The sequence below is a fragment of the Achromobacter sp. NFACC18-2 genome (genome assembly GCF_900108985.1).
GTDB lineage: Bacteria > Pseudomonadota > Gammaproteobacteria > Burkholderiales > Burkholderiaceae_B > Achromobacter.
The window spans coordinates 89,115-103,855 of record NZ_FNYM01000020.1; the positions used below are offsets into that span (position 1 = coordinate 89,115).

Here is a 14,741-nt window from a genome sequence, read left to right on the forward strand (position 1 = left end):
ATCTGGCGCGACTCGGTTCCCTTGCGTTTCGCCACGAAAAACTCTCCCGCCTACGAAGCCGGCACCAGCTCCGGCTTCAAAATCCCCCGCAGGTCCTGATACGAAATCGCCAGTTCAGGCTCGCCGTGCGAATACGGCGCAATGGAATACGCGTCGTACTTGACCACGATGCCGTCGCGCGTGAGCGCGAAGTTGTCGCTTTCCTGGAAGGGCCACATCTTGTTGTAGGCCGCCGGATCGCGCTTGGCATCGGGATTGCCCGCCAGCCATTTCGCGTGGGCGCGCTGCAGGGCGGCTACATATTCGGCGCGGCGGCCCGGGATCAGGGCTTCGTCCAGGCTCATCACGCGGCCGCGGCTGCGTTCCCAGTTCAGGTATTGCGTGGCCGGTATGCCATGGGCGGCGCCGGTCAGGAACTGTTCGGTGTGCAGTTCGATGGAGACGATGTCGCCTACCGTGTCTTTCACGCTGGCCTTGAAGTAGGTCGCGTCGCGGGGGCGCGCGGTGGACCAGAAGTACTGTGTGTATTCCGACAACGTGTCGTAGGGGCCGCGGCGGTTCGCGTCGGTGCCGGTCATGTAGGCCAGCACGTGGTCCACCAGGGCGGTCAGCTTCGGGATGCCGGGAAACGCCACGCTGTCGATCTCGATGCGCGGGCAGTCGCCTTCGCAGCCGGGCTTGCTGGCGGCCCACTTGATGCGCTCGATGGACAGGTCGCCCAGTTTTTCCTGGGTGGCCTGGGAATGGGCGCCGGGCGACGCCAGGGTGATGTCCGCGGGCGGCGTGCTGCCGCAGCCGGCCAGGGCCAGCAGGGCCGCGCCCAATATCAGACCGCTTATCGCGCCTTGCGGCGTGAATGTGCGACGCATTCGAATACCTCCAAAAACCGGGGCGCCGTCAGGGCACCACACCCGTCCAATCCGCGGTGGAGAACTTTTCGTCCGCCTGCGCCTGCGCGCGCGCCAGCGTGTCGCTGCCCACCTGTCCCGGAGTCAGACGATGCAGGCCCGCGAAAGTTTCCACCATGCGGTCGATGATGACCTCGCGCGCCAGTCCGGTCTGGGTGCGCAGGGGATCGACGCGCTTTTTGGCGCTGGTCGTGCCCTTGTCGGATAGCTTCTCGCGTCCGATGCGCAGGACCTCGACCATCTTGTCGGCGTCGATGTCGTAGGACATGGTGACATGGTGGAGCACGGCGCCCGCGCGGCGGGCCTGGGCGGCGCCGCCGATCTTGCCGATGTCCGAGGCGATGTCGTTGAGCGGCTGGTACCAGGCCTTGATGCCCAGTCCCTGCAACGCGGTCAGCACCCACGCGTCCAGGAAGGCATACGACTCCTGGAAGCTCATGCCGTGGACCAGCGCCTGGGGCGCGCTGAGCGAATAGGTGATGGAGTTGCCGGGCTCGATGAACATCGCGCCGCCGCCGCTCACGCGGCGCACGACCTCGATGCCGTGGCGCGCCGCGCCATCGGGGTCGACTTCGTTTTTCAGGGATTGGAACCGGCCGATCACGACGGCGGGCGCGGACCACTCCCAGATGCGCAGCGTGGGCGGCCGCTGGCCGGCGCCGACTTCGTCGGTGATGACCGCGTCCAGCGCCATGTGCAGCGCGGGCGGCTGCGGGCCTTCATGGATCAGTTGCCAGTCGTAGTCGTTCCAGTCGGTGCGGCTCATGCAAGCGCCCTCCGCAGCACCACGGCGATGGCCTCGGCCGAGAAGCCGAACATTTCTGCGTTGGACGGCAGGGCCGATTGCACGGCCACCGCCAGTTCGAGTTCGCCGGCGTCGGCGGGCATGCCGTTCAGGCCGCGGTTGATCGCTTCCAGGGCTTCGGGCGGTTCAAGGAAGAAGTCGCCGCTGATACGCACGTCGGCCAGACGGCCGTCGCGCACTTCCAGGTCGGCGACGACCAGTTTGCCGCCGGGGACTTTGTATTCGCCATGCAAAGGCATAGGGCGCTCCATTCAAATCAAAATCAGACGTTACAGGCTGAGCTTCATGCCGTCGTGGCTGGCGGTGAAGCCCAGGCTTTCATAGAACCGGCGCGCATCGGGACGCGCGCGGTCGGTGGTGAGCTGGACCAGGCCGCAGCCCTGGCGGCGGCATTGGTCGATGGCCCACTCGAACATGGCGCGGCCCAGGCCCGCGCCGCGGTATGACGACGCGATGCGCACGCTTTCGATCTGGCCGCGCCACAGGCCCAGCCGCGACAGGCCGGGTATGAACGATAACTGCAAACAGCCCACCAGTTCAGCATCCTGCTCCACGACCGCCAGGAACTGGTTGGGATCCTGCTGGATCGCCTCGAACGCGGCACTGTAGCGCGGATTCAGCGGAACGGACGTGTCCTCGCGGGCGGCGCCCAGCGCGTCGTCGGCCAGCATCGCCACGATGGCCGGGAGATCCGCCGCGCGCGCGCGGCGAAAGGTCCGGTGCGGTTCGGTCATGGCGGCTTCCTTTCAGCGGGCCACGTGCTGGGCGGTCTGGCCGAACAGGATGCGGCGCGATTCCTCGTCGCTGACGGAGGGGGTGGTGTTGATCGTCTCGGCCAGCGCGTAGGCGCGCTGCGTGGCCGGACGCGCGCGGATGGCGTCGAACCAGCGTTTCAGGTGCGGAAAGTCGTTCAGGTCCTGGCCCTGCCTGGCGTGCGGCACGATCCACGGATAAGCCGCCATGTCCGCGATGGAATAGTCGCCCGCGACGAATTCACGGTCGGCCAGACGCTTGTTCAGCACGCCGTAGAGCCGGTTGGTTTCCTTGACGTAGCGGTCGATGGCGTAGGGGATGCGCTCTTGCGCGTAGGCCGAAAAGTGATGGTTCTGGCCGGCCATGGGGCCCAGACCGCCCATCTGCCAGAACAGCCATTGCGAGACCTCGGCGCGGCCGCGCACGTCGGCGGGCAGGAACTTGCCGGTTTTCTCGGCCAGATACAGCAGGATCGCGCCCGATTCGAACAGCGAAATCGGCTCGCCGCCGTCGGCGGGCGTCTGGTCCACGATGGCGGGAATGCGGTTGTTGGGGGCGATGGCCAGGAACTCGGGCTTGAACTGCTCGCCGCGGCCGATGTTCACCGGGTGGATCTGGTAGGGCAGGCCGGCTTCTTCGAGGAACAGCGTGATCTTGTGTCCGTTGGGGGTCGTCCAGTAGTAGAGATCGATCATGAGGGGTCCTGTTCGTCATGGCGCCACGGACCGGAGCCCGTGGACGGAAGGGCCATGATAGCGGCGCGGACCGGACGCGCGCCTGAATAACCGGAAATCGGGTGCGGGTTTGCCCGCGGGCGCCAGCGCCGCTGCGCCCATCGCGCCCGTCCGGGTCCTTACACCGCACCCGGACGCGGGCTGCGCGGCAGGCGCCAGTTCCAGTTCAGGCTGACGGCCGCGGCGGCCAGGAAGATCAGCGCCACGCCCGCCACCTGCAACGCGTCCATCCGGTGGCCGTAGACCACGAAGTCCAGCAGGATGGCGACCGCGGGATAGATGAAGCTGAGCGCGGCGGTGGACGTGGTGGGCAGCTTCTGGATGGCCGAGTACATCAGGATGTACATGAGGCAGGTGTGGATCAGCCCCAGCGCCACCAGGCAGCCCCATTGCGCGGGCTGGGCAGGCAGGGCGTTGAAGTCGGCCATGGGCAGCAGCATCACGGCGCCCAGCGTGACCTGCACCAGCGCCAGCACCTGGGGCGCAATGCCCTTCAGGCGCTTTACGATGATGGCGGTCACGGCGTAGAGCGCGGCCGCGCCCAGGCCCAGCATCAGCCCGGACAGATAGGCGCCGCCGCCCGCCGCGCCGGGACTGCCCAGGCGCAGCACCAGCAGCAATCCGGCGAACGCCACGAGGGACCACGCGACCTTGCCGCGCGAAGGACGTTCGCCCAGGAACAGCACGCCCAAGCCGATCAGGAAGAACGGCTGCACGTTGTAGACCGCGGTGGCCAGCGAGATGGAGGCCAGGCGATAGGCCGAAAACAGCAGCACCCAGTTCAGGACCAGGGCCGCGCCCGCGACCAGCGCCAGGGCCAGGGTTTTCGGGGTGAACAGGCCGGGCTTGAGCAGGCCGCGCGCCCAGCAGTACAGCAGCAGCGACAGTGCGCCGAACACACAGCGGAAGAAGACGACGTTCCAGGCGCTTTGCCCGGACTCCAGGACGAAAACGCCCAGGGTGCCCGACAGGGTCATGGCTGCCGCCATCTGCGCCAGGCCGGCGCGTTCGGTCGAGGGGATCATGATGGTTCTCCGAAGGCCGTGAGGCCGTCAATGCGATGGAGAAATTATCCCAGGCGATTCTTTCTGCTTATATGATGTTGTCGTGGCACTTTCGTTATTCAGCCTTCTTTTGGGTGGAATTTATGAACAACGACCTAAAGAATGAAAGTCCGGTATTGGACGGCATCGACCGCCGCCTGGTGGAGATGCTGTCGGCCAACGCCCGCACCACCACGGCCGACCTGGCGCGGCAGGTCGGCATGTCCGCGCCGAGTGTCTCGGATCGCATGCGGCGGCTGGAAGAGTCGGGGGTAATCCGCGCCTACACGCTGGACGTGGATCCGGTCGCGCTGGGGTATGCGCTGGAGGCCATCGTGCGCATCCGGCCCTTGCCCGGGCAGTTGCGCCACGTGGAGGGCCTGATCCAGGAGATCCCGGAATTCGTGGAATGCGACAAGGTGACGGGCGACGATTGCTTCATCGCCCGCATGGTGCTCAGGTCGATTTCGCATCTGGACGGCATTCTGGAACGCGTCACCGAATACGCCGAGACCAATACCGCCATCGTCAAGGCGCACACCGTGCGCCGGCGCCTGCCGCCGCTGCGTTAGACAGGCGCGGACAGGGCCTTGGCAATGTCGTCGCGCAGGCTGGCGGGCGTATCGGTGGGCGCATAGCGCTTGATGACGCGCCCGTCGCGGCCCACCAGGAACTTGGTGAAGTTCCATTTGATGCCTTCGGTGCCGAAGACGCCGGGCTTTTCGCCCTTGAGCCATTGGTAGAGCGGGTGGGCATCGGGGCCGTTGACGTTGATCTTGGCGAACATCGGGAATGTGACGTCGTACTGGGTGCTGCAGAAGTTGCGGATCTCGGTCTCGTCGCCAGGTTCCTGGTGGCCGAACTGATCGCACGGAAAGCCCAGCACGGTCAGCCCGTCGTCGTGGAATTCGCGGTACAGCTCCTCCAGGCCCGCGTACTGCGGCGTGAATCCGCATTTGGACGCGACGTTCACCACCAGCAGCACGCGGCCGCGGTAAGTGCCGAGGGACTGTTCCGTGCCATCGATGGCGCGGGGCGAGAAATCATGGATCGTGCTCATGCGGGCTCCTGGAGTCGGGCGCGCGGGCGCGGGGCGCGCCGGCGTGGGGCAGACTTGCGAGTGTAGCGCCGGGGGAGGGCGTGGGGGCTTTCGCGCGGATCCGCCACGCCGGTCCTATGATGCGTTATCGCCGATCCCGCCCGAATTGAAAGGAGCCAACGATGGAAGGAATGACCGAGCGCCTGGAAGCGATGCTGGGCAAGGGCACGGACAACATGCTATTGCGCTTTTCGCTGGGCAAGGCCTACGCGGAGCAGGGCGCGTTTGGAAAGGCCGAGGTCCATCTGCGCGCGGCGTTGGCGTTCGACCCCACGTACTCCGTGGCCTGGAAGTGGCTGGGCAAGGCGTGTTTGGGGCTGGGCGACAAGCCCGGCGCGCGCGCCGCCTGGGAATCCGGGCTGCGGGCGGCCCAGGCCCGGGGCGACCAGCAGGTGGTCAAGGAGTTGCAGGTGTTCATCAAGCGGCTGGACAAAGAGGCGGCCGCCGGCGCGTGATCGGCCGCGCGCCGGGCGCGTCCCGCGGTGTCGCGGGGGCGCGGCATGCTAGGGCTTTTCCGGGCCGCGGCGCGGTGGGGCCGGCAGGTTGCGCGGCGGCCGGGCCGCGATGCGGAACACGTCGATGGCTTGCCTCAAGTGCGCGCCTTGCGCGCGCTGGGCTTGCCCGGCCGGGCCGGAACTGCGGCCCGATGGGCTGGCATCGCCGTCCGCGGCGTCGCGGGCGCCGTTAAAGGTGTGGTCGATGCCGGCATGCACGTCCAGGGCCATGCTGACGAGGCTTTTGCGCATGATTTCCAGCGAGAACGCCAATTCGCCGATGTCGTCCTGGGCCGCGCCGCCCGGCAATGCCGTGCTGAGATTGCCAGCCGCGATCTGGCGCGTGAAGTCGGCGGCGTGGGCCAGCTGATGGGTGATGGATCGCGCCAGATGCCAGCCCGATGCAAGGATCACGGCGACGCCCGCCGCGATCAGCGCCGTGGCGATGGCCAGCGATTGCGCGGTCAGGGTGTCGCGCATGCCGTACACCGCCGCGCCGGCGGTGCCAAGGAACAGCGACGCGGCCAACGCCGCCCAGGCCAGCAGGCGGGCCCGCACGCCCTCCGGCCGCCAGCGAGCCAGCGCGGCGCGCACGCCCGTGGGCTGGACCTGTCCGCCTCGCAGCCGGACGCCGCGGGCCGCGCCCTGGCGCAACCGCGCATAGGCCTGTTCGGCGGCCTGCACCTGCGCCCGCGACGGCTTGACGCGCACCGCCGCATAGCAGACCGTCACGCCTCGTTCCGTGATGGGCGTGACGTTGGCCAGCACCCAATAGAATCCCCCGTCCTTGCGCCGGTTCTTGACCATGCCCGTCCACGGCTCGCCGCGCCCGAGCGTGCGCCACAGGTCCTCGAAGGCCGCCTGCGGCATGTCGGGATGGCGCACGATGTTGTGCGCCGCGCCGACCAGCTCCTCGCGCGAGAACCCGCTGACCTCGATGAACGCCGGGTTTGCGTAGATGATCCGGCCTTGGGAATCGGTGCGGGAGATCAGGAAGTGATCGTCGCGCAGGAGATATTCCGTGTCGTGTACCGGCTGGTTGTTGCGCATGCGTCGTTCGTCCTGTGATGGCCGTGGGCATCATCAGGGACCGGCGCGGGGGCGGCGTTGACATAGGTCAAGCCGCCCGGACGTTGCGCGCCTTACGCGGCAGGCAGGTTGCCGAAGGCTTCCAGCGCGCGCAGGCGGCTCTGCGCCAGGTCGACGATCGGTTCCGGATAGCCGGCGGCCGCGCGTTCCATCGGATTGGGATCGTGGATCGACTTGTCGTCCAGGTGGGCCAGCTCCGGCAGCCACTCGCGCAGGAAGACGCCGCGCGGATCGAACCTGCGCGATTGCGTCAGGGGATTGAAGACGCGGAAGTAGGGCACGGCGTCGGCGCCCGTGGAGGCGCTCCATTGCCAGCCACCATTGTTGGCCGCCAGGTCGCCGTCCACCAGATGCGCCATGAACCAGGCCTCGCCGAGGCGCCAGTCGATGAGCAGGTTCTTGGACAGGAACATGGCCGTCACCATGCGCAGCCGGTTGTGCATCCAGCCCAGCGCCAGCAACTGGCGCATGGCCGCGTCCACGATCGGGATGCCGGTCTTGCCCTGCTGCCAGGCGGCCAGGTCATCGGGCGCGTCGCGCCAGGGCACGGCGGCCGTTTCCGGCTTCATGGGCTGGTGCATGGACAAGGACGGATAGGCGGCCAGCAGGTGCTGGTAGAACTCGCGCCACAGCAGCTCGTTGATCCAGGTGGCGGCGCCCGCCTTGCCGCTGTCGACTTCGCCCTGGTTGGCGGCCAGCGCAGCGCGCAGCGCCTGGCCGGGCGACAGTACGCCGGCGGCCAGGTAGGGCGACAGGCAGCTCGTCGCGGGCAGCGACGGAAAATCCCGTTCGTCCTTGTAGGCGTAGATTGCATCGTCGGTGAACGCGGCAAGGCGGTCGCCGGCGGCGGATTCGCCGGCGGGCCAGAGCGCGCGCACGGCATCGCCGGGGGGCTCGAAACCGTCAAACGCGTCCGGCAGCGGATCGGCCTTCCAGCGGGGCGGCGTCTGGGCGTGCGGGGCCGGAATGGGGCGTATCGGCGCGCTGCGCAGGCGTTCGCGGCAGGCGCGCGCATACGGCGTGTAGACCCGATAGCAGTCGCCCTTGCCGGTCAGGATGGTGCCGGGGCGCAGCAGCGTTGCGCCGTGGTGCAAGGTCCATTCGACGCCGATCTCTTCCAGCGCGGCGCCGACCGCCTCGTCGCGGCGGCGTTCGTTGATCGCCCATTCGGCGTTGGCGTGGACCTGCTCGATGGCGTGTTCCTGGCAGAACCGGGCAATGGCCCGCGGCGCGGCGCGCCAATCGTCCACGGTCAGCAGTCGCAGGGGGATGCCGGCCTGCGCTAGATCCTTGGAGAGCTCGCGCAGGTTGCGCAGCCAGAAGTCCACCTTCGCCGGCGCGTCGCCATGCTGGCGCCATTGGCCCGGCGCGGCCAGGAAAAGCGCGGTGACCGTGCCGGCCTCGGCGGCCGCGGCCAGCGCGGCGTTGTCGTGCATGCGCAGGTCGGTGCGCAGCCATAGCAGCGTATTCATGGGGTTTCCAGGGGCAGGGGGCTCGCCAGGCGGGCCGCAGAGGCTGCGATTCTATCCGAGCCGCGGGGCGGGCCGGCTGGCCGGCGTCTGGAAGACGATGTAAAAACTACGAGGAGATGTGACGGGTGCTGCAGTGCACCGCGCGGGGCCGCGTCATGGACGGGGGGAGAGGCGAGCGGGCGCTCGGGCGCCGGCGGGCCGGGACGCTGCCGTCAAACCATGAAACACGCTGGCGCGCGGCGCGTATTGACGCGGGGGGGACCCCGCCATGTAATGGCAGAAAACGACTAAAGCAGACAAACGCTATGGGAAATCTGATGGACCTCCGCCCGTCCTTTCTGAAGGGACGCACCCCCGCCGGCACGACGTCCCGGGATGTCTTGCAGAAACTCTGGCGTTCGGTCGACTTGCCGGACGAATCGCTGGAGCACGTGGTTCTGACGGGCGCCGACCCCGTCCTTCCTTCCTCTTTTGCCGTGGGCACGGCGGCGCAGGCCAGCATGGCGGCCGCCGCGCTGGCCGCCGCAGAGGTCCGCCACCTGCGTGGCGGGGCCCGGCAGCAGGTCAGCGTGGACATGCTGCACGCCGCGCAGGAATGCCGCAGCCACTTCACGATCAACGGCGTCACCCCCAACATCTGGGATCCCATCACCGGCGTCTATCGTTGCGGCGATGGGGGCTGGGTGCGGATCCATGCCAATTTCGCGCATCACCGCGACGGGGCGCTGGCGCTGCTGGGCTGCCCGACCGGCGACGGGGCCACGCGCGAGGCCGTGGAGCGCGCGCTGAGCCGCTGGAAGGCGCTGGACTTCGAACAGGTGGCCGCCGATGCCGGCATGGTGGTGTCGGCGATGCGCTCTTTCGAGGAATGGGACCGCCATCCCCAAGGCCAGGCCGTGGCCGCGCAGCCGCTGCTGACCATCGAACGCATCGGCGAGGCCGATCCTCGCCCCTTGCCCAAATATGCGCACGACGCCCGTCCGCTCACGGACATCCGCGTGCTGGACCTGACGCGCATCATCGCCGGGCCGGTCTGCGGCCGCGCGCTGGCGGCCTACGGCGCCGACGTCATGCTGGTCAACAGCCCGCAGCTTCCCAATATCGACAACATCATCGACACCAGCCGCGGCAAATTGTCGGTGCTGGCCGACCTGGACACGGCCGACGGCCGCATCGCGCTTGGCAACCTGCTGCGCAGCGCGCACGTTTTCGTGCAAGGCTACCGCCCCGGCGGCATGTCCGCGCTGGGCTTCGGACCGCAGGATGCGGCGCGCATCCGCCCCGGCATCGTGTATGTGTCGCTGACCGCCTACGGCACGGCCGGTCCCTGGGCCAACCGCCGGGGCTTCGACTCGCTGGTGCAGACGGCCACGGGGTTTAACCACGCGGAAGCGCAGGCGGCGGGCCAGGAAGCCCCCAAGCCAATGCCGATGCAGATCCTGGACCACGCCTCGGGCTATCTCATGGCGTTCGGGGCGCAGGTGGCGCTGGCGCGGCAGGCGACCGAGGGCGGGAGCTGGCACGTGCGTGTGTCGCTCGCCCAGACGGCGCACTGGCTGCGGGGAATGGGGCGCGTGGAGGGCGGGCTGGGCTGTGCGATGCCCGGCTTTGACGGCTTGATGGAAATCGTGCCGTCGGGATTTGGCGAACTGGTCGCCATGCGGCATGCCGCGCGCTTTTCGGAAACGCCGGCGCAATGGACGCGCCCGTCCAGTCCTCCGGGCACGCATCCGACGGTCTGGCCGTTCAATTGACGGCCGGGCGGGGCGGCCCGCGATGGGCCGCCTGGTGCTTCACTTTCCAGCCTTCCAGTCGCGCAATGCCCGCATGGTGTTGGCGACGTGCTGCTCGGGGCTCATGTCCGTGTATTCATACAGGATCTTGCCCTCGGGCGAGATCACATACGACACGCGCTGCGCATATTCAGGACGCCTGTCGTGCACGGCGTCGTACGCCTTCATGATCTTGCCGTCGCTGTCCGCGGCGACGGCAAATTTGTTGCGGCACTCGCTGACTGAAAACTTCTTGAGCGTGGCGATATCGTCGGTCGAGACGCCGAGGACGGTGGCGCCCAGCGTCTTGTATTCGTCCGTGGCCTCGGCGAAGTTGTGCGCTTCGATGGTGCAGCCTTGCGTGAAGGCCGCCGGAAAGAAATACAGCACCACCGGTCCCTGCTTGAGGGCCTCTTTCAGCTTGAACGTGAATTCGTTGCCGCCCAGCGAGGCGGGCGCGCTGAAGTCCGGCGCGGGGGCGCCCACGGTCAGCGCGGCTTGTGCCGACGTGCCGGCCAACAGGCCGCATACCAGGAACCAGGGGGCAAGGCGCTTCATCAGAGTCTCCTAAATTCGGGTGCCGCGCACGGGGCGCGGCAAGTTGCCTACTGTAGCGGTGGGGCGGTCGATGGTCCAGTTCAGTCGCGGTCGGGCCCGCCGCGGCCGTTGCCCTTGGGTTGGTCGCGCTGCTGCTGCTGCTGCTGCTGCTGCTGCTGCTGCTGCCGCTGGCGGGCCTGCTGCTCATGCGCCTGGCGATCGCGGTCCATCTGTTGCCGCCGGTCGTCACGGTCCCGCTGCTGGCGCGCCTGTTGTTCCTGCTGGCGCCGGTCGCGAAGCGCTTGCTGGGTTTGCTGGTCGCGTTGCAGTTGCTGCCGCGCCTGCTGGTCGCGCACCTGTTGCTGGCGCATCTGCTGCTGGGCCTGGGCGTCGTTCTGCTGGCGCTCTCGCGCCTGCTGGCCGCGCGCCTGTTGCTCCCGGGCCTGCTGCTGGCGCCGCTGGTCGGCTTTCAACTGGTCGCGCGCTTGCTGGTCGCGCACTTGCTGCTGGCGGTCGTGCTGCTGGCGGTCCTGCTGCGGCCGGTCCTGGCGCGCCGAGGGATCGCGGGGGCGCGGGTCTGGCTGCGAGCCGGGGCCCGCCTGCGCGGACATGTTGCCGCCAGGCCGGTTGTCCCGTCCGTTGCCTGGCCCGTTATCCCGCCCGTTGTCCCGCCCGTTATCCCGCCCATCGCGGCCGCCGTCCGGCCGGCCTCGCTTGCCGTCGTCGGCATGATCCAGATACGCCTGTGGCGGGCGGCCCTTGTTGTGCTCGTAGAACTGTCCGCGGTCGCGCCCCGCGTCGCGCACATACCGGCGCTGCACGTCGGTCGGCGGAGAATGGCGGTCGTGGCGCGCGGCCAGCTCGCGCGGGTCAGCCTGGCGGCGGATGCCGTGAGGCCCGCCGTGGTAGCTGACTCGGCGGTTGTCCACGTCGTTGATGACGATGTTCCGGTTGTAGACGTTGGTCACGCGGGTGACGTTCACATTGGTGATGGAGCGGTTGTAGTAGAAGCGGTCGCGCTTCCAGTAGCCACCGACATAGCCCAGTCCCGTGTAGCCGAAGCCGTAGTTGATGCCGCCGTAGAAACCGACGTGCGGGCCCCAGTAGCCCGGGTTCCAGAGATAGAGGCCGTTGGAAAATGCCCAGTATCCGGGCGTCCAGAGCGCGCCGGGATACGGCGCCGGGACCCAGGCGCCGGGTACCCAGAAATAGCCGACGCGGTTGCGGCTCCAGTAGCCCGGCACCCACAGGTAGCCATTGGCCGGGGCCGGCGGCTGCACGTAGACCGGCAGGGGCGGCGGCGGTTCCGGACTGCGATCGACCAGCGCCAGATTCGCATTGGCCGGGTCGGCGTCGTCGTAGACAGGCTCATAGGCGGAAGGGGCCGCCACCTGCTGCGTGGAGTAGACGGTTTGCGCACTAGCCACCGCGCCGGTCGCCGCGCTGGCCGCCAGGAGGGCTGCGGTGGCCAGCGGCCGCCATCGGGCAATCTGGAGGGAAGGGCTCATGGGGATGTCCTTGACGCAGCAGGTCCGCGGATCAATAGCCGCGGTAGTAATAGTGGGGGGCCGGGTAGTAGTAATAGTGCGGCGTGTAATAAACCGGGGCAGGCCGATAGTAGGCCGGCCGCGCCGGCACGACCACGCAACCGCTCAGGGCACTTGCCATCGCCATCAACAACAACACAGTCTTCTTCATTTTGCGGCTCCCGCCAGGCGCCAGGCGCGAGGCACGCCTACATAGCGCTCATGGGGATTAGGCCACAGCCGCGACCGCGAGTTCGGGACTGTAATCGTTCCGAAACAGCTTTCGCGTGACCGATGTTTGCGTCGGCGTGACGGTCGATGTCGTTCGTATCAATGGTGTAAAAAAAGGGACCGCTGTATGCGGTCCCTGCGGGGAGGCGACTTTGCGCCCGCGGCGTTGCGCCGCAGGCGGGATGGCGCCAGGCCTCAGTTCCAGCGGCCGCCGTTGCCGGCCAGGCTGAAGCGGCCGGCGCCCATGAAGGCGATCGCCAGGCCGGTGAAGAGAAACATGCCTTGCAGTTCCAGTGCCCAGCCGCCGTTGTTGGTCATGCTGCCGATCTGGCCGCTGTGGGCGAGCAGGATCGCGACGAGCATGTTGATGGCGATGATCAGGCCGCCCAGGCGGGTGTAGACGCCGATGATCAGCAGGACGGGAGCGATGATCTCGCCCACGTAGACGCCGTAGGCCAGGAACCCCGGCACGCCGTGGGAGGACAGCATGCCGCTGATGCCGCCGACGCCGCCGCCGGTCAGTTTGGCCAGGCCGTGGAGCAGAATCAGGATACCGAGGGTCAGGCGCAGGATCAGCTTGCCGGTGTCGTCGGACTTGATCATGGTGAGTTTCTCTTGTGATGGTTAAGGGGGACAGCGCGCTGCTTGGAGCGCGCCGCTTGCCTTTGGTTCCGCGCCCGCCGGCAAGCTGAATGGCAGCTTACCGGCGTGCAGGCGCGCCATTATGGCAAAGCCCGAGCGAAACCATCAAGCGTTGCGCGCGGGCGCGGCCATGGCGGGCCGCGCCCGCGGCATCAGAATTCTTCCAGGAACCGCATCCGGAACCGGCGGCCCTTGATGTTGCTGTTCGAGACCCGCGCAAACGCCTGCTTGGCGATCTGGCGGTCCAGCGCAACGTAGGACGTGAATTCGGTGATGTTGATTTTCCCGACCTGTTCAAAGGTCAGGCCACCGTCGCCGGTCAGCGCGCCCAGCAGGTCGCCCGGACGCAGCTTGTCCTTCTTGCCGCCCTGGATGCTCAGCGTGATCATGGGCGCGCGCAGGGGCCGGTCGGCCTTGGGACGCAGCGATTTGAGGTCGCCCCACACCAGCGGGGACCCCTGGTATTGCTCGATCAGGTTGGCCCAGCGCATTTCTTCGGGCGAGCACAGGCTGAGCGCCAGGCCCTTCTGGTCGCCGCGGCCGCTGCGGCCGATGCGGTGGACGTGGACTTCGGTGTCCTTGGTCACGTCCACATTGATGACGGCGCCCAGGTTCTGGATGTCCAAGCCGCGGGCGGCCACGTCGGTGGCGACCAGCACGGCGCAGCTCTGATTCGCGAACTGGATCAGGATCTCGTCGCGCTCGCGCTGTTCCAGGTCGCCATTGAGCGCCTGCGCGCTGATGCCTTCGGCCTGCAGGCGTTCGACCAGGTCATGGCTGCGGATCTTGGTGTTGCAGAAGGCCAGCGTGGACGCCGGCCGGAAATGCGCCAGCAGCCGCACCACGGCGTCGAGCCGCTCGTCTTCGCGGATCTCGTAGAAGATCTGCTCGATGCGGCTGGCGTCGTGCTGCGCCTCTACCTTGACCTCGGCCGGGTTGCGCAGAAAGCGCGCGCTGAGCTTGCGGATGTTGTCGGGGTAGGTGGCCGAAAACAGCAGCGTCTGGCGCTTGGTGGGGCAGTGCGAGGCGATGGCGACGATGTCGTCGTAAAAGCCCATGTCCACCATGCGGTCGGCTTCGTCCAGCACCAGCGTGTTCAGGCCCGCCAGATCCAGGCTGCCGCGTGCCAGGTGGTCCTGGATGCGGCCGGGCGTGCCCACCACCAGGTGCGCGCCGCGCGCCAGCGATTCGGCCTGCGGCCGCGCCGCGGCGCCGCCGCACAGCGTCAGGATCTTCACGTTGGGAATCAGGCGCGCCAGCCGACGCAGCTCTTGCGCCACCTGGTCGGCCAGTTCGCGCGTGGGGCAGACGACCAGCCCTTGCGGCGCCAGGCGGTTCACGTCCAGGTTCTGGAGCACGCCCAGCCCGAACGCCGCGGTCTTGCCGCTGCCGGTCTTGGCCTGGGCGATCAGGTCGCGGCGCTCCAGGATCAGGGGCAGGGCTTGCGCCTGGATGGGCGTCATCTGCTCGAAACCCAGGCTTTGCAGATTGTCGAGCAGGGCGGGCAGGAGGGGGAGGGTGGAGAAGGCGGTGTCGGTCACGGGGGGCGGATCCCGGGGGGGATCGGGGGAAGGCTGAATAGGGAGATAGTTTAAGCCCTGCGGGGTGCCAGGACCTGATTCGGCGGCGAGGGGGC

Annotated in this window: 17 protein-coding genes; 3 read left to right on the forward strand and 14 right to left on the reverse strand. The window is 68.0% G+C overall.

Annotated features, from left to right (window positions below; genetic code table 11):
• Positions 1–50: 50 nt before the first annotated feature.
• The 6 genes from BMW75_RS25220 to BMW75_RS25245 all read right to left on the reverse strand — a co-directional run bounded on the left by BMW75_RS25220 (position 51) and on the right by BMW75_RS25245 (position 4,225).
• Positions 51–869 carry an RsiV family protein gene (locus BMW75_RS25220; protein ID WP_092582330.1) on the reverse strand — a complete coding sequence of 273 codons (819 nt, stop codon included), beginning with the start codon at positions 867–869 and terminating at the stop codon, positions 51–53.
• 28 nt (positions 870–897) lie between these two features.
• Positions 898–1,674: a lipoate--protein ligase family protein gene (locus BMW75_RS25225; RefSeq protein ID WP_076521259.1), complete on the reverse strand. Its 777-nt coding sequence runs from the start codon at positions 1,672–1,674 to the stop codon at positions 898–900.
• Positions 1,671–1,946, reverse strand: coding sequence for a lipoate protein ligase C-terminal domain-containing protein (locus BMW75_RS25230; RefSeq protein WP_076522130.1), 276 nt, complete (start codon positions 1,944–1,946; stop codon positions 1,671–1,673). Before BMW75_RS25230 ends, BMW75_RS25225 begins: the two co-directional genes overlap by 4 nt.
• 36 nt (positions 1,947–1,982) lie before the next feature.
• Positions 1,983–2,447 (reverse strand): GNAT family N-acetyltransferase, encoded by a 465-nt coding sequence (locus BMW75_RS25235; protein ID WP_092582331.1) that lies wholly within the window; start codon positions 2,445–2,447, stop codon positions 1,983–1,985.
• Positions 2,448–2,459: 12 nt separating this feature from the next.
• Complete coding sequence (locus BMW75_RS25240; RefSeq protein WP_092582332.1) at positions 2,460–3,161, reverse strand: glutathione binding-like protein; 702 nt, start codon at positions 3,159–3,161, stop codon at positions 2,460–2,462.
• A 158-nt stretch (positions 3,162–3,319) separates the two neighbouring features.
• On the reverse strand, positions 3,320–4,225 hold the full coding sequence (locus tag BMW75_RS25245) for a DMT family transporter (protein ID WP_092582333.1): 906 nt from the start codon (positions 4,223–4,225) through the stop codon (positions 3,320–3,322).
• Positions 4,226–4,347: 122 nt separating this feature from the next.
• On the opposite strand from BMW75_RS25245, the gene BMW75_RS25250 reads away from it, so the two are divergent.
• Positions 4,348–4,815: an Lrp/AsnC family transcriptional regulator gene (locus tag BMW75_RS25250; protein ID WP_076522129.1), complete on the forward strand. Its 468-nt coding sequence runs from the start codon at positions 4,348–4,350 to the stop codon at positions 4,813–4,815.
• Here the strand turns inward: BMW75_RS25250 and BMW75_RS25255 are convergent.
• Positions 4,812–5,303 (reverse strand): glutathione peroxidase, encoded by a 492-nt coding sequence (locus BMW75_RS25255; protein WP_092582334.1) that lies wholly within the window; start codon positions 5,301–5,303, stop codon positions 4,812–4,814. The two genes, BMW75_RS25250 and BMW75_RS25255, sit on opposite strands and share 4 nt — an antisense overlap.
• A gap of 161 nt (positions 5,304–5,464) precedes the next feature.
• Between BMW75_RS25255 and BMW75_RS25260 the strand changes: the two genes are divergently transcribed.
• Positions 5,465–5,797, forward strand: a complete 333-nt coding sequence (locus BMW75_RS25260; RefSeq protein ID WP_092582335.1) for a tetratricopeptide repeat protein — start codon at positions 5,465–5,467, stop codon at positions 5,795–5,797.
• A 48-nt stretch (positions 5,798–5,845) separates the two neighbouring features.
• Here the strand turns inward: BMW75_RS25260 and BMW75_RS25265 are convergent, their stop codons facing one another.
• Both BMW75_RS25265 and phrB read right to left on the reverse strand, forming a co-directional pair.
• The gene (locus tag BMW75_RS25265) at positions 5,846–6,886 is read right to left on the reverse strand and encodes a methyl-accepting chemotaxis protein (RefSeq protein ID WP_092582336.1); all 1,041 of its coding nucleotides are present in this window, start codon (positions 6,884–6,886) and stop codon (positions 5,846–5,848) included.
• Positions 6,887–6,978: 92 nt separating this feature from the next.
• On the reverse strand, positions 6,979–8,397 hold the full coding sequence (phrB, locus tag BMW75_RS25270) for a deoxyribodipyrimidine photo-lyase (RefSeq protein WP_092582337.1): 1,419 nt from the start codon (positions 8,395–8,397) through the stop codon (positions 6,979–6,981).
• Positions 8,398–8,702: 305 nt separating this feature from the next.
• Here phrB and BMW75_RS25275 point away from each other — a divergent pair, with 305 nt between their 5' ends.
• Positions 8,703–10,151 carry a CoA transferase gene (locus tag BMW75_RS25275; protein ID WP_092582338.1) on the forward strand — a complete coding sequence of 483 codons (1,449 nt, stop codon included), beginning with the start codon at positions 8,703–8,705 and terminating at the stop codon, positions 10,149–10,151.
• A 39-nt stretch (positions 10,152–10,190) separates the two neighbouring features.
• On the opposite strand, the gene BMW75_RS25280 is transcribed toward BMW75_RS25275, so the two are convergent.
• The 5 genes from BMW75_RS25280 to dbpA form a co-directional block, all read right to left on the reverse strand.
• A complete protein-coding gene (locus BMW75_RS25280; RefSeq protein WP_092582339.1) occupies positions 10,191–10,727 on the reverse strand; it encodes a peroxiredoxin in 537 nt (178 codons plus the stop codon).
• 80 nt (positions 10,728–10,807) lie between these two features.
• Complete coding sequence (locus tag BMW75_RS25285) at positions 10,808–12,214, reverse strand: YXWGXW repeat-containing protein (protein ID WP_092582340.1); 1,407 nt, start codon at positions 12,212–12,214, stop codon at positions 10,808–10,810.
• 31 nt (positions 12,215–12,245) lie between these two features.
• Positions 12,246–12,404, reverse strand: a complete 159-nt coding sequence (locus tag BMW75_RS29565; RefSeq protein WP_175493263.1) for a hypothetical protein — start codon at positions 12,402–12,404, stop codon at positions 12,246–12,248.
• Positions 12,405–12,658: 254 nt separating this feature from the next.
• The gene (locus BMW75_RS25290) at positions 12,659–13,066 is read right to left on the reverse strand and encodes a DoxX family protein (RefSeq protein WP_076521249.1); all 408 of its coding nucleotides are present in this window, start codon (positions 13,064–13,066) and stop codon (positions 12,659–12,661) included.
• A 191-nt stretch (positions 13,067–13,257) separates the two neighbouring features.
• The gene (gene dbpA, locus BMW75_RS25295) at positions 13,258–14,646 is read right to left on the reverse strand and encodes an ATP-dependent RNA helicase DbpA (protein WP_076521248.1); all 1,389 of its coding nucleotides are present in this window, start codon (positions 14,644–14,646) and stop codon (positions 13,258–13,260) included.
• Positions 14,647–14,741 lie beyond the last annotated feature (95 nt).

Bases quoted from the DNA above. Each gene is read 5' to 3' on its own strand.
- BMW75_RS25220 (WP_092582330.1), bottom strand. From the start codon at position 869: ATGCGTCGCACATTCACGCCGCAAGGCGCGATAAGCGGTCTGATATTG.
- BMW75_RS25225 (WP_076521259.1), bottom strand. From the start codon at position 1,674: ATGAGCCGCACCGACTGGAACGACTACGACTGGCAACTGATCCATGAA.
- BMW75_RS25235 (WP_092582331.1), bottom strand. From the start codon at position 2,447: ATGACCGAACCGCACCGGACCTTTCGCCGCGCGCGCGCGGCGGATCTC.
- BMW75_RS25240 (WP_092582332.1), bottom strand. From the start codon at position 3,161: ATGATCGATCTCTACTACTGGACGACCCCCAACGGACACAAGATCACG.
- BMW75_RS25245 (WP_092582333.1), bottom strand. From the start codon at position 4,225: ATGATCCCCTCGACCGAACGCGCCGGCCTGGCGCAGATGGCGGCAGCC.
- BMW75_RS25250 (WP_076522129.1), top strand. From the start codon at position 4,348: ATGAACAACGACCTAAAGAATGAAAGTCCGGTATTGGACGGCATCGAC.
- BMW75_RS25255 (WP_092582334.1), bottom strand. From the start codon at position 5,303: ATGAGCACGATCCATGATTTCTCGCCCCGCGCCATCGATGGCACGGAA.
- BMW75_RS25260 (WP_092582335.1), top strand. From the start codon at position 5,465: ATGGAAGGAATGACCGAGCGCCTGGAAGCGATGCTGGGCAAGGGCACG.
- BMW75_RS25265 (WP_092582336.1), bottom strand. From the start codon at position 6,886: ATGCGCAACAACCAGCCGGTACACGACACGGAATATCTCCTGCGCGAC.
- phrB (WP_092582337.1), bottom strand. From the start codon at position 8,397: ATGAATACGCTGCTATGGCTGCGCACCGACCTGCGCATGCACGACAAC.
- BMW75_RS25275 (WP_092582338.1), top strand. From the start codon at position 8,703: ATGGGAAATCTGATGGACCTCCGCCCGTCCTTTCTGAAGGGACGCACC.
- BMW75_RS25280 (WP_092582339.1), bottom strand. From the start codon at position 10,727: ATGAAGCGCCTTGCCCCCTGGTTCCTGGTATGCGGCCTGTTGGCCGGC.
- BMW75_RS25285 (WP_092582340.1), bottom strand. From the start codon at position 12,214: ATGAGCCCTTCCCTCCAGATTGCCCGATGGCGGCCGCTGGCCACCGCA.
- BMW75_RS29565 (WP_175493263.1), bottom strand. From the start codon at position 12,404: ATGAAGAAGACTGTGTTGTTGTTGATGGCGATGGCAAGTGCCCTGAGC.
- BMW75_RS25290 (WP_076521249.1), bottom strand. From the start codon at position 13,066: ATGATCAAGTCCGACGACACCGGCAAGCTGATCCTGCGCCTGACCCTC.